We start from the raw sequence: 23671 nt of genomic DNA on the forward strand, positions 1-23671 counted from the left end.
TGACAGCCTTGTTGGGCGGTATTTTTCCCGCACAGGATGCTAATTAAGTGCTAAAATCCGCCGGTTTTCATGCATTTGGATGGTTATTCATGCAGCAATATCAAATTCCGGAAAATGCCCTGGCGGGCAAAGTCATACTGGTGACAGGGGCTGGCGATGGCATTGGTCAGGCCGCCGCTCTGAATTATGCCAAGGCAGGCGCTACGGTTATCCTGCTGGGCCGCACAGTGAGTAAGCTCGAAGCGGTTTATGATCAGATTGTGCAAGCTGGTGGACCTGAACCCGCCATAGTTCCGCTCGATCTGAACGGCGCAACGTCCAGTCATTACCAGCAGTTTGCCCAAACCATTAGTGAACAATTCGGTAAATTGGATGGCGTACTGCACAATGCCAGCCTGCTGGGTTATTTGCGCCCTTTTGCGCAAATTGAAGAAAAGGAATGGCAGGAAATTTTGCAGGTCAATCTGACCAGTCAGTTTCTGTTAACACAGGCATTGCTGCCGGTATTGAAGCGGGCGCCGAGTGCGTCGGTGATTTTTACCTCATCGGGTGTGGGAAGGAACGGTCGCGCTTACTGGGGCGCCTATGCCGTCTCTAAGTTCGCCACTGAAGGCATGATGCAGGTATTAGCCGACGAGTACGCCAATTCGCCGATCCGTTTTAATTGCATTAATCCTGGCGCCACACGCACCAAAATGCGTGCGAAAGCTTATCCTGGCGAAAATCCGGAAACGCTGAAAACAGCAGAAGATATTATGCCCTTGTATCTTTACCTGATGGCAGATAACAGCAAAGACGTAAATGGTCAGAGCATCGACGCTCAGCCTAAGGTGTGAGGTGTGAGGTGTGAGGTGTGAGGCAGCTTGATGATTTGCACTCGCGCTCTGACAACTAACCTCTGCTATCTGCCGACTGCTCACTTAAAGCTGACGACGTCAATCCCGTCGGACTCAAGTCCGACCCACAGTGTTTATCGGTGTTTTACAGTTGGAATACATCCCTCCCCACTGTGGGTTGGGTTTCCAACAACTTAAGCTGGCGGGGTCCGACAAAGGTAATCAAGACCAGCCAGCAATCTGTCAGGCAAGACAAGATTATTCCGCCATACAGCAGAATAATCTTGTTAAAAGGCTAAACCTTATTCCTGACCTTCTATTTTGGCCCAGGTATCACGCAGACCAACAGTGCGGTTAAATACCAGTTTATCGGCCTGCTTGTCCTTACAGAAGTAGCCCAGACGCTCAAACTGCAGGGCCTTGCCAGGCTCAGCGCTGACCAGACTCGGCTCCAATATCCCCTGTACCACAGTCAGTGATTCAGCATTAATACTGTCGGTAAAGTTTTCTTCACCGGCCGGGTTTGGCACTTTGAATAATCTGTCATACAAACGTACTTCGGCCGGTACCCCATGACTGGCAGAGACCCAATGAATAACTCCTTTGGCCTTACGTCCATCAGCAGGATCTTTACCCAAGGTATCCGGGTCGTACGTGCAGTATAAGGTGGTAATATTACCCTCTGCGTCTTTTTCAACCCGCTCAGCTTTAAGGAAATAAGCATTTCGTAAACGCACTTCCTTGCCCAATACCAAGCGCTTGAATTTCTTATTGGCTTCCTCACGGAAGTCTTCACGCTCAATGTAAATCTCACGGGTAAAGGGTATGTCACGGCTGCCCATACTCTCATCAGAGGGATGATTAGGGGCACTTAGAGTTTCAACCTGATCGGCCGGATAGTTTTCGATCACCACTTTAAGGGGATCCAGCACCGCCATGGCCCGTGCAGCATTTTGATTCAGATCATCACGGATACAGGCTTCCAGCATGCCCATTTCCACCATATTGTCCATTTTGGTCACACCAATGCGTTTGCAGAATTCCCGCACAGACGCTGCGGTGTAACCACGGCGACGCAGGCCTGCAATAGTCGGCATACGCGGATCGTCCCAGCCATCCACATGCTTTTCGTCGACCAGCTGAATCAGTTTACGCTTAGATAATACGGTATATTCCAAATTCAGCCGGGAAAACTCATACTGGCGCGGTCGGCACTCAATGCTGATATTGTCCAGAACCCAGTCGTATAAACGGCGGTTGTCCTGAAATTCCAGAGTGCAAAGTGAATGGGTAATCCCTTCGATAGCATCGGAGATACAGTGGGTAAAGTCGTACATTGGATATACGCACCACTTGTCACCGGTCTGATGGTGATGGGCAAACTTGACCCGGTAGATAACCGGATCGCGCATACACATAAAGGGCGAGGCCATATCAATTTTGGCGCGCAATACACAATGCCCTTCGGCATATTCCCCTGCCGTCATTTTGGCAAAGTGGGCCAAATTTTCTGCCACGGATGTATCGCGATAAGGGCTGTTTTTACCAGGCTCTTTCAGGGTGCCGCGCAGCTCACGCATGGCTTCCTGACTGGAAAAGTCCACATAAGCCAGCCCCTTTTCGATTAGTTCCACGGCGTAGCCGTGCAGGCGCTCAAAGTAATCAGAGGAATAGCAAATCTCACCGTCCCAGGAAAAACCCAACCATTTAACGTCACTTTGAATAGAGTTAACGTAATCAATGTTTTCTTTCTCGGGGTTGGTGTCGTCAAATCTCAGATTGCACTGACCCTGATAATCCTGAGCCAGACCGAAATTGAGGCAAATGGACTTGGCATGACCAATATGCAGATAGCCATTAGGCTCTGGTGGAAAACGGGTATGCACATGATCATGTACACCTTCTGTCAGATCCTTATCAATGATTTGACGAATAAAATTGGTCGGACGAATGTCTGTCTCGGCCATTACCACCCCTGTCGTTATAGGTTTATTTAAAAGGCTGGCATTATACCAGTTTGTGGAGGGATTACAGCAGCCTTGTGTTGAGTAGGTTGATGGATTCTAACTGACATCTATGTAACCCCTATTGATTACTTAGCAAAAAGTAACTAAATTTGGTTACATAAAGAAAAGTAACCACAGGAGGTTACATGGGAATATCAGCCAATGCCGTACTCACAGGGGATTTGGTCGCCTCAGGCCAGGTACCCAGTGATCAATACGATGCCCTGCTCTACCACCTCGACCAGACTCTGCGATATCTCAATGAAGTATACGCGGGCCAATACAACATCTATCGGGGCGATGCCTTCCAATTACAGTTGCACACACCCAGAGACTGGGCAAATGCCATGTTGCTGCTAAGACTCGCCATGAAAAGCCGCCAGCAGGATTGTCGCTTAGGTATAGGTATAGGCTCGGTCAGCAACCCCAGACCAGACATAAAAAGTGCCACAGGTGAAGCCTTTACCCTTTCTGGCACCAAACTGGATAGTCTTCCACAGGGGCAACTGTTAGGCATCGGCAGCACAAATGAGCGATTTAACTGGCATGCCGGAATTCATCTGAGGCTGACAGACGCTCTGCTTCAGCAAATGACAGCCCGCCAAGCCCAGGCACTGTTTGAATACCTGACCCTGGAAGACAAGAATCACCTGGCCGTTGCCAAGCGCCTGCATACTTCCCGGGTGAATGCCACCAAGTTGCTAAACCAGGCACACTATGATCTACTGACAGACGCGATCCGCTACTGTGAACAACTGACAGACAGGTATTTTCATGGATGAACTGTTACTCCTTCTCGGCCTGCTTAGCGCCCACCTGCTTGGTGACTTCTTTTTGCATCCACTCAGTTGGATTAATGACAGGCTAAACCGCCACTATCGTTCATCTAAGCTTATCTGGCATGCCTTAGTGCATACCCTGTTAAGTTGGCTGGTGTTGTTTATCTGGGAATGGACTTTTGGCTGGGGACCGACTTTCTGGCAGCCGCTGTGGCTCGCCTTATTACTCGGATGCAGTCACTATGTTATTGATTTAGCTAAATCTTATTGTCCTGTCCATACCCGTTACTTCCTGCTGGATCAGTGCTTACACCTGACCATCATATTGTTGATTGCCATGCAATTATCACAAAGCTGGCATTGGCTTAAATGGTGCTGGGATTGGCTGCTCACGCCAACACATCTGATCGTGCTGATAGCCTACCTGCTGATATTACGTCCCAGTTCGGTACTTATTGCGCTGTTATTACGCAACTGGACACTGGATGTCACCGAAGGCAGCCTGCCTAAAGCAGGACACGCCATAGGTTTGCTTGAGCGTATACTGATTCTGACCTTTACGCTGTTAGAGCAATTTGCTGGCGTCGGCTTTCTGCTGGCGGCCAAATCTGTCTTCCGTTTCGGTGATCTGACTCACCAGAAAGACCGTCGCCTGACTGAGTATGTGATGCTCGGCACCTTACTCAGTGTCACTATCAGTTTGTTGCTGGGTATCCTGACTTTGCGCCTGGTTAATGGCTTGGTGTGAGGTGCGACGTGCGACGTGCGAAAAGGTATCAGAATAACCTGTTGATATATAAATATTTTCACTTTTTTGTGATAAAAAAGAGCAATCATGCTTCATTGTTGTTGGGCTGAAGCCCAACCCACAGTGGGTCGGAATTGATTCCGACAGGGGGAAGTGGTCAGTAAATCAGTCGGCAGTTAGCTGAATTAAGTGGTCAGATGGCAGAAATCCGTTGACAGAGCATGAGCGCGAGGCAGACTAAACTGCCAATGATAACGTTTTCAGCATAGATAACCGGCAACATACACTCAGCACTATAGCGCCTGACCTCACACCCAAGCCTCTCAGGTTACTTTTAGTTACTTTTGTATTTAGCGAAGATTAAAAGTAAGACAAAACAAAGAAAAGCCTACGAAAAAAGACTAACAGAAAAGTAACCAAAGTCGGGCTAGTACCTTATTAAACTGTTGCACAGATGCATTGCTTGTGTAATCGTTTACAGCTCTGTCTGTTTAGTCGTCATGACAGGTTGGAATTACAAATTTGAACTTCTTGTATCAACAAATAAAGCACTATTTGTTATTGGAAAAGGGACATTTTACCGACTCCGACAACAGAACATGGAAGCTCAGTGCCCTCAGAGTCATTTTGCTTAGCGGCACGATACTGACCCTACTGATATTAACCCATTCATCCTACGTAGCCTACTCACTGGACATGCCCTTTGTACTGGCCATTACCTCGACTTTTTTCGTGCTGCTCGTTGCCATCCTATGCATGGGAAAATCACTAACCCATCTGGCCGCAGCGGGTCTGCTGTTGATGGTGGTGCTGGCTTGTATCTCAATCTTGTTGTTTGTGCCGGACTTTGAAGCAGCAAAATTCGGATTACTGTTTCTTTTCACGTTGCCGTTATTCGTGCGTTTGTTTTTCAGCAACAAAGCGGCACTTGTCGCCATGATGCTGAACCTGATCCCTTATGCCTTACTAATACGCAACGCCCCACTGCCACAACTATTCGACATAGATATCAGTCTGCCGCAAACTCATACCTATCTCAGCTCGCTGGTGTTTCTGTTTTTCAATTTTTGCTTACCTCTTGCGCTGATGCGCTTTTTGACCACCCTGGATAAGCAATCCGAGGTTCTGGCACGACAAAGCAGCAAGCTTGCCGCTGTGGTTAATCGCTATCAGGAGATTTTTGACAATGGTGGCACGGCGTCTTTTTTTTGCGATCAGCATGGCACAATACTACAGGCTAATCAGGCGGCCCGTGATCTGATTAAACAAGCCGGTGGTCAGCGAAACTCGCTGCAACAACTATTTCAGTTTGACGAGCCCCTAAGTGCCAACAAGAAAATCCGCGGTAAACTCAAGGTGCCACCCCATGATCATTATGAATTGCAACCAGCCAGTCTCGTCCATCATAAAAAGCAACTCATCCACTGCCATAACATCTCGCAGCAGGATAGCTTCAAACGCTTGTACTTTCTCGACAGCCTGACTGGGCTGCGTAATCACAACTTCTGGTATGAACGGGCCTTTTTACGCTTAAAGCGGCCAAAAGCGCTCTTTTTGCTGAAACTGACAAACCTCAGGGAAGTCAATATTCAACATGGCCTGGATATTGGCGATCAGTTACTGATTGAACTCACCCGGCAATTACGCCGCAAACTACCCCAGCAAGTCCATTTTTACCGCTTCCCCGGCGCAAAACTGATGTTGGCGGTGCCGTCTGAACTGTTTCATCATATTGCGCCTTCGAGTTGGCTAACCCAGCAATTACCCGGTTTTATCAGCCTGTCGATCAACGAGGGTTACCTTGACTTGCTACTGGACTGGCGTGCCGGTATCAGTCAACACCGTCAGGGCAGCCCTGCCAACCTGCTGATGGAAGAGTGCGCTATCGCTCTGAGTCGCACAGACAGCAAGCATCCGGTGGTGGAATACGAACAGATCTACAGCCGCTCTATTCATAAGAACAGTTTGCTTCGCGACAAGGTGAAACAATATCTGGATGAACGCGCCCTGGAGCTCTGGTTACAACCGCAATTTAACGTACAACGTGAGGTCATTGGTTATGAGGCGTTGGCCAGGATCCGCCAGCAAGCAAACCAAACGGTACTCACCCCACAGCAATTTCTGCCGCAGATTGACCAACATGACTGGCATGTACAATTTTCCAGTCAGGTCCTGAGCAAAGCCATTGAAATGCTAAGTCACTGGCCACCCCAGTTAAAGGCCGTGCCTTTGGCGATCAATCTGGCAGGACCAGAAATTCTGGATGACAACTTTTATGCCAGGCTACTTCGCTACTATACCGAAAGCAGTATGCTACGCCAGCGCCTGGAACTGGAGATTACCGAAACCTCAGCCATGGCCAGTCATGATGAAACCCGCAAACGCCTGACTTGTCTGGCCCAGCTAGGTGTGTGTGTGATTATCGATGACTTTGGCACTGGTCATGCTTCGTTGTCACAACTCATTGATATTTCAGCTTCGACGCTGAAAATAGATCGTGAATTTATTAATGGTATCCCTCATTCTCAGCGACACCTGAAATTAGTCCAAGCCACTCTGGAACTTGCAACAAAACTTAATTTGCAAGCCATAGCCGAAGGAGTAGAAACAAACGAACAGTTGGATTTACTGATATCTATGGGCTGTGACAGGTTTCAGGGTTATCTGCTGGGTAAGCCGATGCCATTGGCATACTGGACCGCCAATGCCGCTCAGCTCGTATAACCACAGCATTAGATTAACTATGCTTCGGTAAGCGGATCTCAAATACCATACCGGCTTCCTGCCCTTTGTGCTCTATACGGCCGGTCAGGATATGAAAAACCGAGTTATAAATCACATTTAAGCCCAACCCCAGCTTACCCTGCCCCAGCTTACTGGTATAAAAGGGCGTGAAAATCTTACTCTGGTGTTCCTTTGCCACGCCGCAACCGTTGTCCCTGAATTCAAGGTATACCCACCTGTCATCCTGGCTTAGCCTGATGCAGATTTGTGGCGCTTCGGTATCAGCAAAGGCATGCTCCATGGCATTTTCCACTAACAGGTAAATCACCTTTAACAAGGTATCAGGAAAGGTTACCACCTGCACATCCTCACCCTGCAGTAGAATTGGCACTTTACTGTAATCTTCAATCAAGGGAATTTTTTTACCAAGAAAAGCCTTAAGTTGCAGGGCCTCAGGTTCAGATTTTTCCATGGACGCGGAAATGGCTTTAAATTTTTCCACCATCTCCACCACCCTGCCGGTGCTTTTTTGAATCACCATGCAAATTTCCCGCGATTGATGCAGAAAATCCTGCATTTGCTTAATGCTGATTTTTTTAGCGTCAAACTGTGTTTTGAGCATATCCAACTGATTATCAAAACAGCTAACTGAGGTGGTTATAGAGCCCAATGGTGTGTTCAACTGATGTGCTAACCCCACCACCAATGTTGACAATGCGGCGATTTTTTCTGACTCCACCAAATGCCGCTGAGTTTCACGCAGCTCATGCAGGGCCATCGTCAGTTTATCTTTCTTGCGCCGGATACTGGCGATATACCACCAACTCAAAGATAACAATAACAACACCGCAATTGCGCCAATACCCACCTCGATACGAAACGCTCTATCTTCTGCTTCCTCCAGGGCTAACTCCCCTTTCATACGGACTATCTGTGCTTCGCGGTCGGCCAGATCGATTTGTGCCATAACAAAGGCCAGGTTAATGCTGTTTTGCCGCGCCATCACATTCTTGTTCGCGACTGCCACCGCATCAGAAGCAGCCAACGCCTGTTGATACTCGCCGTTCACTTCGGCAAGATGGCGCTGCAGTTGATAATATCTCAGCCATAACCTTTCAGATTGCAGCGATTCCAATAACGGCCTGGCCTGTACTAATCGATTATTCGCCTGTGTCAGCTCGCTTTTTGTTAAATGCAACTCGATGAGCAAAAAAAGTGTTTCGAGCATAGGATCTTTGAGCTCTTCCCCGGCAAAGCCTTGTAACGCCTCCTCAAACGACGCTTGTGCCTTAGCAAGCTCACCGCTGCGCATCTGTAATTCCCCCTGCAGCTTCATGGTGCGCAGCAAGTATTGCTTGAGCTGGTGCTTTTTTTGGATTGCCTGAGCGTCAATCAACAAGGTTCGAGCGACCTGCAGTTGATTCTGGCAAATCGCCGCCCTGATCATGTTAATCAGGGCAATCGACTGACTTAGTGGATCGGGATGCGTCTGCAGGTAGGTCAGATAGCCCTGCAATAACGTAGCGGCTTCGGCGCAACGTCCCAGCTCAAGGTAGAGCCCGGCAATATTGTTCTGACTCTGATGCACAAATCGCGGCCGATCAGACTCCCTGGCCAGGGCAAGAGCCTGCTGGTGTGACTGCAAGGACTGTTCATATAACCCAGCCTTTTCGAATGTATAAGCAGTCAGATTATGGTAAGCGTAATTAAGAAAAGGATCGGACGCCTCACTCAGCAACTCTTTCATCCTGGCGAGCGTGATAATCGCCTCTTCCAACTGATCTAACTCGGCCAGAAACCAGGCCTGGTAATTAAGTAACTGGACTTGCTGATCCACACTGAATTGACCTTCGGGCGCCCCCAGTTGCGCCTTTACCTCAGTAACGGCTTCAAGCGGTGAGTGGCTGAAAAGGTCGCGTAAGCTGTGCCGGAGTGCATCAAATTCATTCTCGCCAATGGCCACTGCCGAACCAGAGTAAAGCAAAACAAGCACAAGCATCAAACGCGCTATCATTATCGGTATCCTAATTCAGTGAGGTGCTTGCCCCCGCCCACTTTCCATAAGAACAGCCTTAAGGCAATTGGTCGGCAAAGCCAGTGTATTGCGTCCTCGGCTAACACAATGATAAGCAGTAATTCAAAAGAAATAACAAGTGAAAAGCAATAAAAAAACAAATATTCGAATCGGTAAGAAACCCCACCCCTCAGGCATTCTGTTTAGCTGGTTTAGCCTCATTTACCTGAGTGTTATCCAGCGTATCGGCCAAGCGCGTACAGTTTCGGCCACTTTCCTTACTTTGATAAAGTGCGCCGTCAGCTTCTGCCAGCAAGAATTCCAGGCTTTTGCTCTGGCCTTTATCAACGAAACTGACACCTACGCTGGTTGTCACACTAATCTGTCGGCTATCGCTAAGCGTAACGGGCTGTGTGGCAACAGCCAAACGGATTCGCTCGGCAATTTCTTTGCAAACTTGTACCTGACAGTCATTGAGCACCACAGCAAACTCTTCACCCCCCATTCGACCCAGTTGATCCGTTGGGCGCAAACAGTTTTGAATGCGCCGGGCAACCTCACAGAGCACCTGATCACCTGTTGCATGGCCAAATCGGTCATTCACCTGCTTAAAATGGTCTAAATCAATCATCAGTACACCATGCGGAAATTGGTTCTGCGCCAAAATCCGCTCCGCTTCCTGGCAAAATGCAGCTCTATTACCTGCACCTGTTAATGCATCATGCATACTCACATAACGTAACTGCGCCATCAGTTCATTACGATGATTAGTGACGATAGACAACATAACAGGTGCAATGGCCACCACCGCCGCACCCAGTCGGATCGAGAACAGCGCAGCATCATCAATACCAGACACATTGTGATGAAAGCCGCTATCGGAGAGTGTCAGCAGCGCCAGTAAACTACACAACAAGGTTAGGATAGCGGTGGGAAATACCGAATACACCAGCGCACACCAAAGCAGCGCCAGAACTGGAAAAGCGACGGCACCTGGCCCACCAATAGTCAACATAGCCAGACATGACAGCAATACAGCCAAAGCAGGCAGGATGTCTTGTTTTCTAAACTGCCAGTGACATCCCGCTGAGTCCTCTCGTTTTATCGGCGCCGTCAGAAAAATAGGTAGAATGGCCACATAGTTAACCACTTCGGTTATCCACCAGAAAGTAAAGCCGCTGAGCATGCTACCATCAAACAAATAGGGATTAGCCAGCATCCCAACCAGACCCGCAGCGGCCCCGCCACCGGCTGCGGCTAACAGCAAATACAATATAGAGATGGGATGGTGCAGTCCCAGAACATGGTCAGAGACGCGTGACAAAATCAGATAAGCCGCCCAGATGCTAATCAAATTAGCACTATTAAGAATACCCGCCTGGATCCAGCCTGAGCCAGTCAATAAATCCGCCATCATTAATGCGGCTGCACCGGTTAACCAACCTCGCCAGTTCGCGGTACCCGGCACTCTAAGCATAAAACCAAGCATCAATGCATTAACGGGCCAGACACTGGCAAGCAAACCTATCGGGCGCGTCCAGATCCCTAAAAAACACCCGAACAGAACCAATAGAAATAAGGCAATATATGCCTGCGTACTATGAGGTAAGAATTGTAATTTTAACCAGGTCACGTTAAGGCTACAACACATCAAAGAAGCTACTATTTATAGCATACGGCGTTATTGTGACTATATCTATCGGCTCATACCACAGCGCATCTGTCCCTTATTAAAATTTGAGGAAGTACAATACCAGATTCAACACGCTGAAAACCGTTCCAGTCGTAAGACGCGATTTAATTCTCCATTGACGATTCTCCCTGACAGCTCAAAGAGCAATGACAAACAAAACGTGCTGTTTACAGCGAGGGGAGCAACATTATTGTGGCTGCAGCCAATACCAAAACATTACCCTCCAGATCAACGATCTTGCCTTTTAACGTCAGCGTTTTCTTGCCGCCTGCCTTTGGATTAATCTGCTCAATCTGCCATTCCATCGTGATTGTCTGACCGGCAAGAATAGGTGCGGAGAATTTAAAGTTCATTTCTAAACCCAGCATGGGGCTGAATACAGAGAAATGGCTGGGAAGCATAGCTGAAAACAAAGCAGATATCGCACTACCACTGGCAATCAGCCCGCCAAAGCGCGTCTTTGCAGCTCGCTCGGCATCATGGTGAATATAGTTCATATCTCCACAGGCCAATGCCCCTTGGCGGATATCTTCTTCTGCTAAGGTCAACGTCTTAAAAAAGCGATAACCTGGGTAAAGTACCGTATCCATGATGGCCATATCCTATGTTTTTGAACCAGCATGACGCCAGGTCACAGCCAGTTGAATCATTCCCGACACCAGGCACAGCATTATAATCAACATAGACAATGGCAGGTTAAATCTTTGCGATTCAAACAGGGCAAAAGTGGCATGAATCAACCCGGTCAGCACACCAAGACCAGCACAGATATAAGAACATAAAAAACCTGATTTATGTCCCTTGATAACATTGGCATACCCAATTAGCAAAAAGGGTAACACCGCAATGTTAAATACCAGATAGCCCTGAGTACCGCCAGGGAGATGAAACATCTGCCATTCCTGCCAATAAGCCGCATCTATTTGGTGAAAAATTAGCAGGCTCAGGGTCATTAAATAAACATTATCTAAGCGCATCCCACATTTCCGTTGCTGGTTTCTACCATTCTTAGCATTCGCTTAACTATATCTCTTTTGATAATAAACAGTCACGACGCCAACCGCAGTTTCAACATTCCAAGCCCCGAAACATAGATAAGCGGAATAAACAACGATACCAGCCGCTCTTAGTCAGCGCCGGACAAATAAGTATGCGGGTCAACAAAAAACGCCTTTTTATATCCCTGAGTTGCACCGTCAATGGCCCAGGGCACCGGGAGCAGACGTAAAATGGCGTAATGCAGGTGCGGCGCTTTACCCTTAGCATTGCCGCTATCCCCCACTTTGCCTATCAGGTCACCCACACCGACAAAACGCAACGGCGCTGTCTCTATACTGCTTAAATGCGCAAAATAGTGAAAACGCCATTTGGGCCCCAATACCACCACGACGTTGCCACCCCGGCTGAATGTACCTGTGTATAACACAATGCCATTTGTGCTGCTGATTACAGCACGGCCAGTTTCGGCAAAGATATCAATACCTTTGTGTACGCCGGATAACCCCCAAGGCTCATACCAGAACGACTGTGGATGCCAGTCTGCTTTGCTTGCGCCCTTGACCGGAATTTTCACCGGCTCAGGTATAAAAAAGCCTGCCCCCAGAAGCAATAACAGCAATAAAACACTTTTTTAACCTTTAACATCCTGACATTCCCTTCCCGAATAGCGTTATTGCTGCATAAACTGCTTAAACAGTACCCCCGCCTGAGTACGATTAATTACGTTCAACTTACGCAAAATAGCAGAAACATGCTGCTTAATGGTGGTTTCCTGAACCTGTAGCTCCCAGGCAATTTGTTTATTTAACAGACCGTCGGCCACCATTTTCAGCACTTTAAACTGATGTGGGGTAAGTTGACTAAGTTGATCGGCAAAATCCCGCTCCGCACTGGCTGAATTTTGGGTCAGCACAGCTTTTAGGTTTTCCGGCACCCATTGTTCGCCGTCCAGTACCGATGCCACTGCTTGCTCAATGCATTCAAGCGGCGCAGACTTTGGCAGATAGCCACTGGCACCAAAATCCAGGGCACGACGAATGGTGTCCGGATTTTCTTCCGCGGACACAATCAGCACCTGCACTCCCGGGTAACCATTTCGCAAGCTGGTTAGGCCTGTTAAGCCCTGATTACCAGGCATATTCAAATCCAACAGCACCAGTTCTACATCATGGTAGCGGGCCAATAATGTCAGGGTGCTGTCCAGACTGTCGGCTTCCAGAATGTCACCACCCAGGCTATTTAATAACGCCTGCTTCATAGCACTGCGAAATAACGGGTGATCGTCGGCAATAACCGCTCTGATTGGTTGGGTCATATTGGTAATACCTGGCTCCATAGACCTTTACTATCTTTCAGGTTGTCAGTCAGATCAAGAAGGGGCGGTTCCCCGCCCCTGATATCCTGTGCCTGTTTAGAATCGGTAACCAACGGTCAGGCTGACCGTTCTGGGATCACCGTAGTATGCTGCCAATGTGGTATCGCCACCAAAACCGGGTAAGTAGCCACCATCCGGATTTATGCCGCCAACAAAAGAATAGCCACCCACCATGTATTCCTCATCGGTCAGATTTTTAGCATGCAAGCCTGCATACCAATTGCCTTCCAGGCTTTCCCAACTGACACTGAGGTTAACCATACCGTACCCGTCCTGTTTGAGGATGGCATTGTCTTCAAATAGGATATACTCATCGCGGTAGTAATAACCACCGTTAAACATAACCGGTCCAAAGTCTGTATCCATAACGTATTTAGCTGACAAGGCAAGGGTATAATCTGGTGTATTTGACAGCCCAACCAATGGTGTTCCTATGCTTTCATCCTGTTCAAGGTCGGCATCCAGATAACCAAGCGCCAGATCAAACGTCAGATTATCAGTGGCAACATAGGTGACTTCTGCTTCCAGGCCCTGGACTTTGGATTTTGCCGCATTGCCCAGGTTCTGCCCCAATATGGTAGGGTCATTAGGGTCTGCTTCCACCACTATGTATTGTCGGTCTTTGTGATCCAACCAAAACAGAGTAATGTTGGTTCGCCACTGCTGATTCCAGTCTTTCTTCATACCCAACTCAATAGAATCGGCAATTTCCGGGTCAGCGGCTCGTTCGTTGGTGCTGGCTCTGGGGTTAAAGGTACCGGACTTAAAACCCTGCGCGTAGCTGGCGTAAAACATGGTGTCACGGTCCAGTTGGTATTCCAGCCCCACGCGCGGGGTAAACCGATTCCAACTGGCCTTTTTCGGTGCATCTAACACGCCGTCACCATCGGTATCCACACCCAGACTCATGGGTACCCCAGTACCATCGGCTCTGGTATAGCCATCGACCCAACCACTGTAAGGGTAGGCGGCACCGGGTAGGAAGCCATAAAACACAGTGGCTTGCTTCTCTTCACGGGTATAACGGGCGCCCAGTGTCAACGACAGCTTGTCGGTCATATCAATACTGCTTTGCACGTAAGCGGCATATGCTTCGCTGTTATTGCAACCCGATGTTTCCAGGGTGACACCTAACCCGCCAAGAATCGCATCAAACAAGCCACAGGATTCACTATCATAGGCATACAAGCCACTCACCAGGGTAAAGCTCTCTCCCTGATAATTTGCCTGCAACTCGTGACTGGTATTCTCATCATCATACACCGCTGGCACATCAAAAAGGTTGATACCAGTATTGTCAAAGTCGATGTTGGTCGGTGAGTCACTCTTTCTTGAGGCTCCGATGTATTTAACCGATAACGCATCACTAACATCCCAGTTTACCGTCAAGCTGAGGCCTTCCAGTTCAACCTTGTTCCAGGTCGGCAAGCTGGTGTAAGAATCATATTTGCTGTCTGGAATGGGGGCGTCGGTCAACAGGCTGGGTACCAAACGATAACCGCCTTTGGCGTTGGAATCGTCGGTGGTTTTGTCCCAATTCAAACGCATAAACCAGTTATCAGCAGGATGAAACTCTAATGTCAACCGGGCTGCCTTGATGTCTTTGTTGTAGTTTTCCTGGTCTTGGCCATTCGGTGCCACCAAAAAATTGCCATAACCGTCCCGATTCAGGTTGCCATAGCCAAAACCCAGAAACAGTTTGTCTTCTACCAGGGGTATCTGGCCCGTCAGTTTGATGTCTCGCTGGCTATAGCTGCCCAATGTCGCCTGCGCATTGAATTCAGCACCACCGGACATTTCTTTGGTCACATACTTAACCGCACCGCCCACGGTGTTTTTACCATACAGCGTACCTTGCGGTCCCCGCAGTACCTCTATTCGTTGTACATCTAACAAGTCCAGTACCGCGCCTTGTGGACGGGCCATATACACATCGTCCACATAAATGCCAACACCTGGTTCGTACCCCCATAAAGGGTCTTGCTGCCCCACCCCACGAATAAAGGCTGTTAGGGTTGAGTTCGTGCCGCGGCTGGTTTGCAATGTGGTGTTAGGAGAAAACTGCTGCACTTCAGTCAGCACTGAAATACCTTTTTCCGCCAACTCCGTGGCACCAATAGAGGTGACCGCAACAGGCACTTCCTGCAGACTCTCAACGGTTTTACGGGCCGTTACCTCAATGCGTTCCAGTCCTTTAGCCACCTTGTCCGGTTCCTGCGCATAAGTGGCTAAGTTGGCTAGTGCAGCAGCCACTGCCAGGGTACAGGCTGTTTTATTCGGGCGTTTCATATTCATACCTTCTCGTGCTTGAGCAATACAGAGTTGTTTATTTTTTGTTGCATTTGTTAACAAGGTCATGGGTACTCTAGAACAAAGTGACCAAAAGGTATTCTGTACCATAGTACTATGGGCGCATCCGCTCTGCTGGCTCACAATGCAGAGGTCCTGTATTTGCTTAACAAAGGTCACAGGAGTCTGGCGTCAACCGGCGCACTCCAGCGTTAACAAACCGGGCTAAGGCCCGGAGTAAATTAAAGGACAGCTTATGTTGAGTTTGACAGGTCTGGTGGGCGGCTTAGTGCTGCTGATTATCCTGACCATTCGCGGGATGAATTTGTTTATTGCCGCCCCCTTATGCGCCCTTATTGTGGCGCTGACCAGCGGCCTGCCGGTGTTTATCGGCGAGGGTAATTTTGTGGTTACCTATATGAATGGCTTTTCTGGTTTTATTGCTGCCTGGTTTTTTATGTTCCTGCTGGGTTCATTGTTCGGCAAGTTTATGGAAGATACCGGCGCAGCCGATGCCGTCGCACGCTGGATAATCAACAAATTGGGCAAGCAACATGCGGTGGTCGCGGTGGTGCTGGCCTGTGCCATTCTGACCTATGGCGGTGTCAGTGTCTTTGTGGTGGCCTTTTCTGTCTACCCTATGGCACTGAGTCTGTTTAAAGATGCTAACTTACCGCGGCGTTTTATTCCCGCCGCTTTGGCCTTTGGTTCTGTGACCTTCACCATGACCTCGGCAGGTTCACCGGAAATTCAAAACTGGATCCCAATCAAATATCTGGGTACCTCCCCTTTTGCGGCCTGGGAAGTCAGTCTGATAGTTGCCCTGTTTATGGCCACCATGGGCTTTTACTGGCTAAAACATATGATTGCCAAGGCCGTCAGCCGCGGGGAACATTTTGAAAGCCATGCGGGCGATCCTGAAATTGCTGAGCGTGATTATCCCCATCCATTAACAGGCGTCGTGCCGCTAGTTGTTGTATTGGTTCTGTCTTTTACCCTGCATGAAAGCCTGCAGCAGATGGCGCTGATTGTGGCCCTTGGCGGCGGCGTGTTAAGCCTGATGGCGATAAATTTCAAACATTTTCATAATCTTGGCGCCGCCATCAGTGTGGGAACCACCGGTGCATTGGTGGCCATAGGCAACACCGCAGCCGTCGTGGGGTTCGGCACTATTGCCAAGTCCACCCAGGCATTTCAATCGGCGGTTGAGGTGATGACCAGTCTGCCAGGTAATGAGCTGATCGGTGCTGCCGTGGCGGTGAGTGTAGTGGCTGGCCTGACCGGTTCGGCCTCCGGCGGACAGGCCATCGCGCTGCCGCTGATAGCACCACACTATCTTGACCAGGGTGTTAACCCGGAACAATTGCATCGCATTGTGTCGATTTCGTCCGGTGCACTCGACTCCCTGCCCCATAACGGTTATGTCGTTACCACCATCCGCGCCATTTGTAATGAAACCCATCAGCGCGCTTACTGGGCGGTAGGTGCCCTTACGGTGGTGGTGCCACTGATAGGTCTGGCGATGGCTGTGGCCCTATTTAACTGGCTGTAGGACGCATCATGAAAAACATACTGCCCCAAGGAAAATACTGGATAGCCCTGATGTTTTTAATCATACCGCAGGTTCAGGCATCTGACCTGATAACCCACAAGCAACGATTTGAAATACCGGAATTTACCACCTTTGGCGGTAAAACCATTAAACAGCTGCAAGTTGGCTGGGAAAGCTATGGAGAGCTTAACGCCGACAAATCTAATGTCATTTTGATTACCCATTTCTTCTCGGGCAGTTCGCATGCCGCCGGTAAATATGCGCCATCCGATGAAGCCGTTGGTTACTGGGACGCCATCATAGGGCCGGGCAAAGCTATCGATACCCGTCGATTCTTTGTCTTAAGTGTGGATACTCTGGTGAACTTCAATGTGCATGACCCCAAAGTGATTACCACCGGGCCTGCCAGTATCAATCCAGACACCGGAAAACCCTGGGGGCTGGACTTTCCGGTGGTCACCATCAGGGATTTTGTCAATGTGCAAAAAGCCTTACTGGAATCATTGGGAATTCAATCCCTGTATGCCGTAGCCGGGGCATCCATGGGCTCCATGCAAGCACTGGAATGGGCAACCGCCTACCCAGACTGGGTACCAAGAATGATCTCGGTGATAGGCGCTGGTCAGTCAGATGCATGGACAGTTGCCGCTCTGGAGCATTGGGCACAACCGATTAAACTCGATCCCAACTGGCAACAGGGCAATTACTACGCCGGTGAACCACCCATGGCCGGACTGACTGCCGCGCTGATGCTGCTGACCCAGCAGGCGCTCTACCCTGATTTTTTCAATCAAAGTAACCCTGATCACAACCCATTAGAAGCGGCACCGCTTAACGATATCCGTCAGTCCCATCAGGTGGTGAACTGGCTGCGGGATATGGCTGCCACACGTGCCACCATCACCGATGCCAACCACATGTTGTATCTGATCCGCGCCAGTCAGTTGTTTCTGGCCGGACAGGATAAGCCTCTTGCCCAGGCCATGCAGCAGGTAAAAGCAAGGACCCTGTTTATTCCTGCCAGCCACGATCTGCTGCTGATGCCTTATCTTGCCAAACAGGCGCATCAGGCCTTACTTAAGGCGGGCAAGACATCAAACCTAGGATTGATTGTCGGGCCAATGGGGCATCTGGACGGTGTAACCAATATCAGCCAGGCCGCTGAAGACATTCAGGCCTTTTTAACTCAGGAAGCATTATGAACAAAACCCTACTTAATTCGCTGGGCCTGGCCACGTTGCTGTTAGCCAGCACCCACGCAGTGGCCGACATGCCCAAGCTGAACCTGGATACCACACAATTAACACTGTCCGGGCTTTCCAGCGGTGGCTATATGGCTAATCAGTTTCATATCGCCCACAGCAACTGGGTATCTGGCGTCGGCATCATTGCGGCGGGGCCCTATTATTGTGCAAGAAACAGCATACTCACCGCTCTTGGCCAATGCGTTAATAAACAGGATGGCGATATTCCACTGGCCGAGATCGAAAAAACGCTGAATGGCTGGCGGGCCGACAACTTGGTGGATGCTGCGCAAGGCCTTAAAGGTGACAAAGTCTGGCTGCTACGCGGTACGCTGGACGAAAAAATCATCCAACCCGTTGCAGATGCATTGGCTAAACAGTACCAGGACTGGGTAGGTGAACAAAATGTGCATATTGTTCAGGACAAAGCCTTTGCCCATCATTTCCCCACCCAGGCACAGGGCACGGCCTGCGACAAATCTGAACCACCTTTCATTGGCAACTGTGGCTATAACGCCGCAGCAGAGATGCTGAATTATATCGCTGCACTAGCCAGACAGGGCGGTGATGCAAAGCCGGGTCAGTTACTGGCCATCAATCAGCAGCAGTTAGGTGGTGAAGCAGCTTCAGGTCTGGCAGACCAAGCTTTCCTGTACGTACCATCAAGTTGTGCAGCAGGTGCAACATGCCAACTGCATATCAGTTTTCATGGCTGTAATCAGAACGTTGAGGCGGTGGGGAATGACTACGCCAGACTCACCGGTATCAATCAATGGGCCGACACCCATCATACTGTTGTGCTTTACCCGCAAACCAGAAAATCCACCTTAATGCCATTAAATCCGCAAGCTTGCTGGGATTGGTGGGGCTACACCGATGACAAATACGCCACCAAAGCAGGCCAACAAATTCAGGCCGTCGCCCAGATGGTGAGGCAACTGGCTGGAGAACAATAATGCAACAACGAAATATCTTTATTACCGGTGGTGCCAGTGGTATTGGGCTGGGCATTGCCCAGCATTTGGGTGCCATGGGGCACCAGCTCATTATTGCCGATATAAAGTTGCAGGCCGCTGAGCATGCCTGTCTACAGCTTGCAGAGCAAGGTATCAGCGCCCGCGCCATTGCCCTGGATGTAGCAGATGCCGGGCAGATTGCGGCGCTGACGGCACGTCTTGCGCCGTTAAAAGTGGATGTATTAATCAACAATGCCGGCATTCAGCATGTATCGCGCCTGGAAGATTTTCCTGCCGCCAAATGGCAGCAGTTGATCAACGTGATGCTAGTGGGCCCGGCACTGCTCACCCAGGCTTTTCTGCCTGCTATGCGGGAGCAAAATTTTGGCCGGATTATCAATGTCGGCTCAATTCACTCCTTGGTGGCCTCGCCTTTTAAATCAGCTTATGTGGCTGCCAAACATGGCTTGCTTGGTTTTGCCAAAACCATGGCACTGGAACTGGGGGAGCAGAACATTACCATTAACACCCTCTGCCCTTCTTATGTCAAAACGCCGCTGGTGGAGCAACAGATTGCAGCCCAGGCCAGGGAAAACCATATGAGCGAAGCCGATGTGGTAAATAAAATCATGCTTGAACCCATGCCCAAAAAGGCCTTTATTGGCATTGGTGAATTAGCTGGCTGCGCTGAATTTCTGCTGTCTGATGCAGCGCGCAATATCTGTGGTCAAACACTGGTTTTGGATGGCGGCTGGACGGCCAGATAACAGAATATTGGGCAAGGACAGCCCTGTTTTGCTGACTTAACACTTTACCAACACTTTCATACAGTCAAACCCCGCTAAATTCCGCATTATTTCCACGTCGCCTAACTGATGAGAGGAATATATGAGGCTGTTTAACCTAATGATTGCCAGCATGCTGGTTTGCTTTTTGAGTGCCTGTGAGAGCACCCCTACGATATTGAGTGAAAGCCAGGCATTAACCCAAGATAATGCATTTACTGCAAAGGTTGTGAATATCCGGCAGGTTAAACTCAGCGCAGATTGGAAGCATGGCCTGGCAGGTGCAGCACTGGGCATGGCGGTTGGCCATAAAGTGGACGGAGATGTGGGCAGCACCTTCGGGCTTTTTATTGGCGGCGATATTGCTGATGAACTTTACGGTCGCACCGTTGATGAAATCACTATTTTGAATGCGCAGCAACAGGAATATCGAGCTCTGGTTCCGGAAAACATTTTTCGTCTGCAAGATGACGTATTCTACGTGCAAGCTGACGGCAAGCTGACCGCTATTCAAAAACATCAATAGCTTAGTATGCCAAATCCACCTGCATGGGTCGGTCACTGCCGACCCATCAATTGGTCGGCAGTATCTCCCCACTTTCTGAGCTAGGCCTTCTTGCGCTTATCCTCAGCAGACCACTTGCCATTTTTATACCAGGCACTCCAACCGGTGGCTTTGCCATCAGATGTCTCTGTCATCACATACTGCTGCTTGGTTTTACGTGAAAAACGCACCAGCGCCTTATTGCCATCCGGATCTTGCTTGGGTGCATCAGCCAGATAGAAAAACTTCTCCGGCAGTCTGTCCCGGAATCTGGCCAACTCTTCCACAAAGGGTGCCCGGGTTTCGCGGGATTTAGGGAAATTATGCGCGGCCAGGAAAATTCCTGACGCACCGTCACGTAGCACAAAATGGGCATCCGACTTAGTACAGGGCAGCTCCGGTAAATCCACTGGGTCTTCTTTCGGCGGTGCCACTTCGCCATTACGCAGCAGTTTACGGGTATTTTTGCAGGCCTCGTTGGTACAACCGAAGTATTTACCGAACCGGCCATTCTTCAGTTCCATATTGGCACCGCAGCGGTCACATTCAATCAGCGGGCCATCATAGCCTTTCACCTTGAAAGTACCCTGCTCTACGGCAAAGCCCTTACATAATGGGGTATTGCCACAAACATGCAGCTTGCGGCTTTCATCAATCAGATAGCTGTCCATGGCGGTACCGCACAGATCGCAACGACGTTTGGCCCGTAACGCTTCGGTTTCCAGTTCTTCATCGTCGTCCACCTTGACCACTTCATCACCAGAGGTCAGGTTCATGGTATGGGTGCAGCGTTCTTTGGGCGGCAAAGCATAGCCAGAACAGCCCAGAAACACACCTGTGCTGGCGGTACGAATAGTCATTGGCCGGCCACATTTAGCACAGGCAATATCGGTCAGTACCGCTTCGTTGGCGCGCATTCCGCCTTCTTCGCTTGGCTTTTCAGCTTGAAGCAGCTTCTGATAAAAATCCCCATAGAATTCATTCAGAACTTGTTTCCAGAACAGCTTGCCTTCGGCAATTTCATCCAGATGCTGTTCCATATTGGCAGTGAAGTCATAGCTGATCAGGTCCTGGAAGTTTTCCAGTAGCCTGTCATTAACGATTTCCCCCATTTTCTCAGCATAGAAACGCTTGTTGTCCTGACGCACATAGCCACGATCCTGAATAGTAGAAATAATGCTGGCGTAGGTGGAAGGTCGGCCAATCCCACGCTTCTCCAGTTCTTTAACCAGGGAAGCTTCGCTAAAGCGCGCTGGTGGCTTGGTAAAATGCTGTCTTGGGTCAAGTTTATCCAATGCCAGAACTTCGCCTTCTTTAACATCTGGCAAAGTCAGGTCGTCATCGCCCTTGCCCCTGACCTGTGGTTGTACGCGTGTCCAACCATCAAATTTCAATACCCGACCTTTGGCATTAAGTTCAAATTCGCCTGCCTGTACCCGAATGGTGGTGGCATCGTATTTAGCCGGTGTCATCTGACAGGCGACAAACTGGCGCCAAATCAGCTCGTACAAACGCTGCGCATCACGCTCCATATCTGACAGAGAATCAGACTTGACCTGCACATTGGAAGGACGAATAGCTTCGTGGGCTTCCTGGGCACCTTCCTTGCTGCCATAACGAAGGGCAGAATCGGGTAAGTAGGCCTTGCCAAAGTTATCTTCTATATAATCCCGACAGGCGCTGACCGCTTCACCACTTAGGTTGGTGGAGTCGGTACGCATGTAGGTGATATGGCCAGCTTCATACAGCCGCTGCGCCATCATCATGGTCTTTTTCACGCCAAAGCCCAGGCGCGTGCTGGCGGCCTGCTGCAGCGTCGAGGTAATAAATGGGGCTGACGGACGGCTTTGCGTCGGCTTGGACTCGCGACTGATGACCTCGTAGCGGGCTTTCTCCAGCAGTCCAATCGCTGCTTCGGTTTGTGCTTTATTAACCGGTTTAAAGGCATTGCCAGCCTGTTTAACCACTTGCATACGCAGCGCCTGCTTAGCTGTGCTGTGCAAATCAGCATGCACGTCCCAGTATTCTTCCGGCACAAAGGCTTTAATTTCGCGTTCGCGTTCCACCACCAAACGCACGGCCACCGATTGCACCCGACCCGCCGACAAGCCCCGGGCAATTTTCTTCCACAGCAGCGGTGACACCATAAAACCCACCACGCGGTCGAGGAAACGACGAGCCTGCTGGGCATTAACCCTGTCCATATTCACTTCACCAGGATGTGAAAACGCATCTTTAATGGCATTTTTGGTGATTTCGTTAAACACCACCCGTTTAAAGGTTTTGTCTTTTTCGCCAATCAGCTCACGTAAATGCCAGGCGATGGCCTCTCCTTCTCTGTCCAAGTCCGTTGCCAGATAGATAGTGTCGGCATTTTTTGCCAGCTTCTTCAATTCGCTGACCACTTTTTCCTTACCCGCCAGCGTCTCATAATGAGCTTCCCAGTCACTTTCCGGGTCCACTCCCATTCTGTCCACCAGCTTCAGGTACTCGTGATGGCGCAAGTAAGCCTCACGCTTGGAATCGGACATGGCCTTCAGTTCTTTGCTGGATTTCTTAGCCGGCACCTTACCCAACGCCTTGGTGGGCAGATCTCGAATATGCCCGACGCTGGACTTAACAATAAAATCATTACCCAGGTACTTATTGATTGTTTTGGCTTTTGCAGGGGACTCGACTATTACCAGGGACTTTGCCATATAACCTTTGCTCTTTATTTTCATGCTGGCTTCCTATCCAAAGGAAGCAATGGGTGCGCCTGCGCAACGCGGGATGTTTTTTACATATATCCACAATATTGGCGGAAAACAAGATTTAGTTCCTTTCCGCACGTTTGTCACTATGTAGCCAACTGAGTGTTATTCAAGGGGCTAGCATTCGTCAGGCATGTTTTATCAATGGGGGCGATTCTCGTTAACCCGGGACCATAACGCAAGTGCTGGTTACAGGAAATTGCCAATCACCTGTTGATTTCTGCCCAAAATAACCAGGTTTCAGAATTATCTTTAAATTTTTTTACTCTGCAGAGTTATTCGTCATCTAAGGTCTAAACTATTGAATAGTCAGAAGATGCAATGTTAGTTATGCGCGATGACAGTGGCTTTATGCAACTCTTAAGGCAGCCGCG

Annotated in this window: 18 protein-coding genes; 9 read left to right on the top strand and 9 right to left on the bottom strand. The window is 49.4% G+C overall.

The window, feature by feature from the left end:
- Nucleotides 1–89: 89 nt before the first annotated feature.
- Entirely contained in the window at nt 90–836 is a 747-nt protein-coding gene (locus ABD028_RS04760; protein ID WP_343842374.1) for a YciK family oxidoreductase, read from the top strand.
- A 302-nt stretch (nt 837–1138) separates the two neighbouring features.
- Here the strand turns inward: ABD028_RS04760 and glnS are convergent, their stop codons facing one another.
- The gene (gene glnS, locus ABD028_RS04765; protein WP_343842377.1) at nt 1139–2803 is read right to left on the bottom strand and encodes a glutamine--tRNA ligase; all 1665 of its coding nucleotides are present in this window, start codon (nt 2801–2803) and stop codon (nt 1139–1141) included.
- Nucleotides 2804–2988: 185 nt separating this feature from the next.
- Between glnS and ABD028_RS04770 the strand changes: the two genes are divergently transcribed.
- The 3 genes from ABD028_RS04770 to ABD028_RS04780 all read left to right on the top strand — a co-directional run bounded on the left by ABD028_RS04770 (nt 2989) and on the right by ABD028_RS04780 (nt 7093).
- Nucleotides 2989–3624, top strand: coding sequence for a hypothetical protein (locus ABD028_RS04770; protein WP_343842379.1), 636 nt, complete (start codon nt 2989–2991; stop codon nt 3622–3624).
- Nucleotides 3617–4369 carry a DUF3307 domain-containing protein gene (locus tag ABD028_RS04775; RefSeq protein WP_343842382.1) on the top strand — a complete coding sequence of 251 codons (753 nt, stop codon included), beginning with the start codon at nt 3617–3619 and terminating at the stop codon, nt 4367–4369. Before ABD028_RS04770 ends, ABD028_RS04775 begins: the two co-directional genes overlap by 8 nt.
- Before the next feature lie 522 nt (nt 4370–4891).
- Nucleotides 4892–7093, top strand: a complete 2202-nt coding sequence (locus ABD028_RS04780; protein WP_343842385.1) for an EAL domain-containing protein — start codon at nt 4892–4894, stop codon at nt 7091–7093.
- A gap of 13 nt (nt 7094–7106) precedes the next feature.
- Here ABD028_RS04780 and ABD028_RS04785 read toward each other — a convergent pair whose 3' ends face one another.
- The 7 genes from ABD028_RS04785 to ABD028_RS04815 form a co-directional block, all read right to left on the bottom strand.
- Nucleotides 7107–9107, bottom strand: a complete 2001-nt coding sequence (locus ABD028_RS04785) for an ATP-binding protein (RefSeq protein WP_343842387.1) — start codon at nt 9105–9107, stop codon at nt 7107–7109.
- A gap of 190 nt (nt 9108–9297) precedes the next feature.
- The gene (locus ABD028_RS04790) at nt 9298–10584 is read right to left on the bottom strand and encodes a GGDEF domain-containing protein (protein WP_343842390.1); all 1287 of its coding nucleotides are present in this window, start codon (nt 10582–10584) and stop codon (nt 9298–9300) included.
- 383 nt (nt 10585–10967) lie between these two features.
- Nucleotides 10968–11390 carry a MaoC family dehydratase gene (locus ABD028_RS04795; protein WP_343842393.1) on the bottom strand — a complete coding sequence of 141 codons (423 nt, stop codon included), beginning with the start codon at nt 11388–11390 and terminating at the stop codon, nt 10968–10970.
- A 12-nt stretch (nt 11391–11402) separates the two neighbouring features.
- Nucleotides 11403–11777, bottom strand: coding sequence for a DUF6713 family protein (locus ABD028_RS04800; protein ID WP_343842395.1), 375 nt, complete (start codon nt 11775–11777; stop codon nt 11403–11405).
- A gap of 149 nt (nt 11778–11926) precedes the next feature.
- Entirely contained in the window at nt 11927–12418 is a 492-nt protein-coding gene (locus ABD028_RS04805; RefSeq protein WP_343842398.1) for a M23 family metallopeptidase, read from the bottom strand.
- A gap of 51 nt (nt 12419–12469) precedes the next feature.
- Nucleotides 12470–13114: a response regulator gene (locus tag ABD028_RS04810; RefSeq protein ID WP_343842400.1), complete on the bottom strand. Its 645-nt coding sequence runs from the start codon at nt 13112–13114 to the stop codon at nt 12470–12472.
- A 96-nt stretch (nt 13115–13210) separates the two neighbouring features.
- Entirely contained in the window at nt 13211–15469 is a 2259-nt protein-coding gene (locus tag ABD028_RS04815) for a TonB-dependent receptor (protein WP_425542060.1), read from the bottom strand.
- A 250-nt stretch (nt 15470–15719) separates the two neighbouring features.
- Between ABD028_RS04815 and ABD028_RS04820 the strand changes: the two genes are divergently transcribed.
- The 5 genes from ABD028_RS04820 to ABD028_RS04840 all read left to right on the top strand — a co-directional run bounded on the left by ABD028_RS04820 (nt 15720) and on the right by ABD028_RS04840 (nt 20526).
- Complete coding sequence (locus ABD028_RS04820) at nt 15720–17015, top strand: GntP family permease (protein WP_343842403.1); 1296 nt, start codon at nt 15720–15722, stop codon at nt 17013–17015.
- Nucleotides 17016–17065: 50 nt separating this feature from the next.
- On the top strand, nt 17066–18217 hold the full coding sequence (locus tag ABD028_RS04825) for an E22 family MetX-like putative esterase (RefSeq protein WP_343844031.1): 1152 nt from the start codon (nt 17066–17068) through the stop codon (nt 18215–18217).
- The gene (locus ABD028_RS04830; RefSeq protein WP_343842408.1) at nt 18214–19215 is read left to right on the top strand and encodes an extracellular catalytic domain type 2 short-chain-length polyhydroxyalkanoate depolymerase; all 1002 of its coding nucleotides are present in this window, start codon (nt 18214–18216) and stop codon (nt 19213–19215) included. The genes ABD028_RS04825 and ABD028_RS04830 overlap by 4 nt, the downstream gene beginning before the upstream one ends.
- Complete coding sequence (locus ABD028_RS04835; protein ID WP_343842409.1) at nt 19215–19982, top strand: 3-hydroxybutyrate dehydrogenase; 768 nt, start codon at nt 19215–19217, stop codon at nt 19980–19982. Before ABD028_RS04830 ends, ABD028_RS04835 begins: the two co-directional genes overlap by 1 nt.
- A gap of 121 nt (nt 19983–20103) precedes the next feature.
- Nucleotides 20104–20526: a hypothetical protein gene (locus ABD028_RS04840; RefSeq protein ID WP_343842412.1), complete on the top strand. Its 423-nt coding sequence runs from the start codon at nt 20104–20106 to the stop codon at nt 20524–20526.
- 80 nt (nt 20527–20606) lie between these two features.
- On the opposite strand, the gene topA is transcribed toward ABD028_RS04840, so the two are convergent.
- Entirely contained in the window at nt 20607–23243 is a 2637-nt protein-coding gene (topA, locus tag ABD028_RS04845; RefSeq protein ID WP_343844034.1) for a type I DNA topoisomerase, read from the bottom strand.
- Between the last annotated feature and the right edge of the window lie 428 nt (nt 23244–23671).

This window comes from Bowmanella denitrificans (assembly GCF_039522935.1).
GTDB classification, from domain to species: Bacteria; Pseudomonadota; Gammaproteobacteria; order Enterobacterales; family Alteromonadaceae; genus Bowmanella; species Bowmanella denitrificans.

Bases quoted from the DNA above. Each gene is read 5' to 3' on its own strand.
- ABD028_RS04760 (WP_343842374.1), top strand. From the start codon at position 90: ATGCAGCAATATCAAATTCCGGAAAATGCCCTGGCGGGCAAAGTCATA.
- glnS (WP_343842377.1), bottom strand. From the start codon at position 2,803: ATGGCCGAGACAGACATTCGTCCGACCAATTTTATTCGTCAAATCATT.
- ABD028_RS04770 (WP_343842379.1), top strand. From the start codon at position 2,989: ATGGGAATATCAGCCAATGCCGTACTCACAGGGGATTTGGTCGCCTCA.
- ABD028_RS04775 (WP_343842382.1), top strand. From the start codon at position 3,617: ATGGATGAACTGTTACTCCTTCTCGGCCTGCTTAGCGCCCACCTGCTT.
- ABD028_RS04785 (WP_343842387.1), bottom strand. From the start codon at position 9,107: ATGATAGCGCGTTTGATGCTTGTGCTTGTTTTGCTTTACTCTGGTTCG.
- ABD028_RS04790 (WP_343842390.1), bottom strand. From the start codon at position 10,584: ATGCTTAGAGTGCCGGGTACCGCGAACTGGCGAGGTTGGTTAACCGGT.
- ABD028_RS04795 (WP_343842393.1), bottom strand. From the start codon at position 11,390: ATGGATACGGTACTTTACCCAGGTTATCGCTTTTTTAAGACGTTGACC.
- ABD028_RS04800 (WP_343842395.1), bottom strand. From the start codon at position 11,777: ATGCGCTTAGATAATGTTTATTTAATGACCCTGAGCCTGCTAATTTTT.
- ABD028_RS04810 (WP_343842400.1), bottom strand. From the start codon at position 13,114: ATGACCCAACCAATCAGAGCGGTTATTGCCGACGATCACCCGTTATTT.
- ABD028_RS04815 (WP_425542060.1), bottom strand. From the start codon at position 15,469: ATGAATATGAAACGCCCGAATAAAACAGCCTGTACCCTGGCAGTGGCT.
- ABD028_RS04820 (WP_343842403.1), top strand. From the start codon at position 15,720: ATGTTGAGTTTGACAGGTCTGGTGGGCGGCTTAGTGCTGCTGATTATC.
- ABD028_RS04825 (WP_343844031.1), top strand. From the start codon at position 17,066: ATGTTTTTAATCATACCGCAGGTTCAGGCATCTGACCTGATAACCCAC.
- ABD028_RS04830 (WP_343842408.1), top strand. From the start codon at position 18,214: ATGAACAAAACCCTACTTAATTCGCTGGGCCTGGCCACGTTGCTGTTA.
- ABD028_RS04835 (WP_343842409.1), top strand. From the start codon at position 19,215: ATGCAACAACGAAATATCTTTATTACCGGTGGTGCCAGTGGTATTGGG.
- ABD028_RS04840 (WP_343842412.1), top strand. From the start codon at position 20,104: ATGAGGCTGTTTAACCTAATGATTGCCAGCATGCTGGTTTGCTTTTTG.
- topA (WP_343844034.1), bottom strand. From the start codon at position 23,243: ATGGCAAAGTCCCTGGTAATAGTCGAGTCCCCTGCAAAAGCCAAAACA.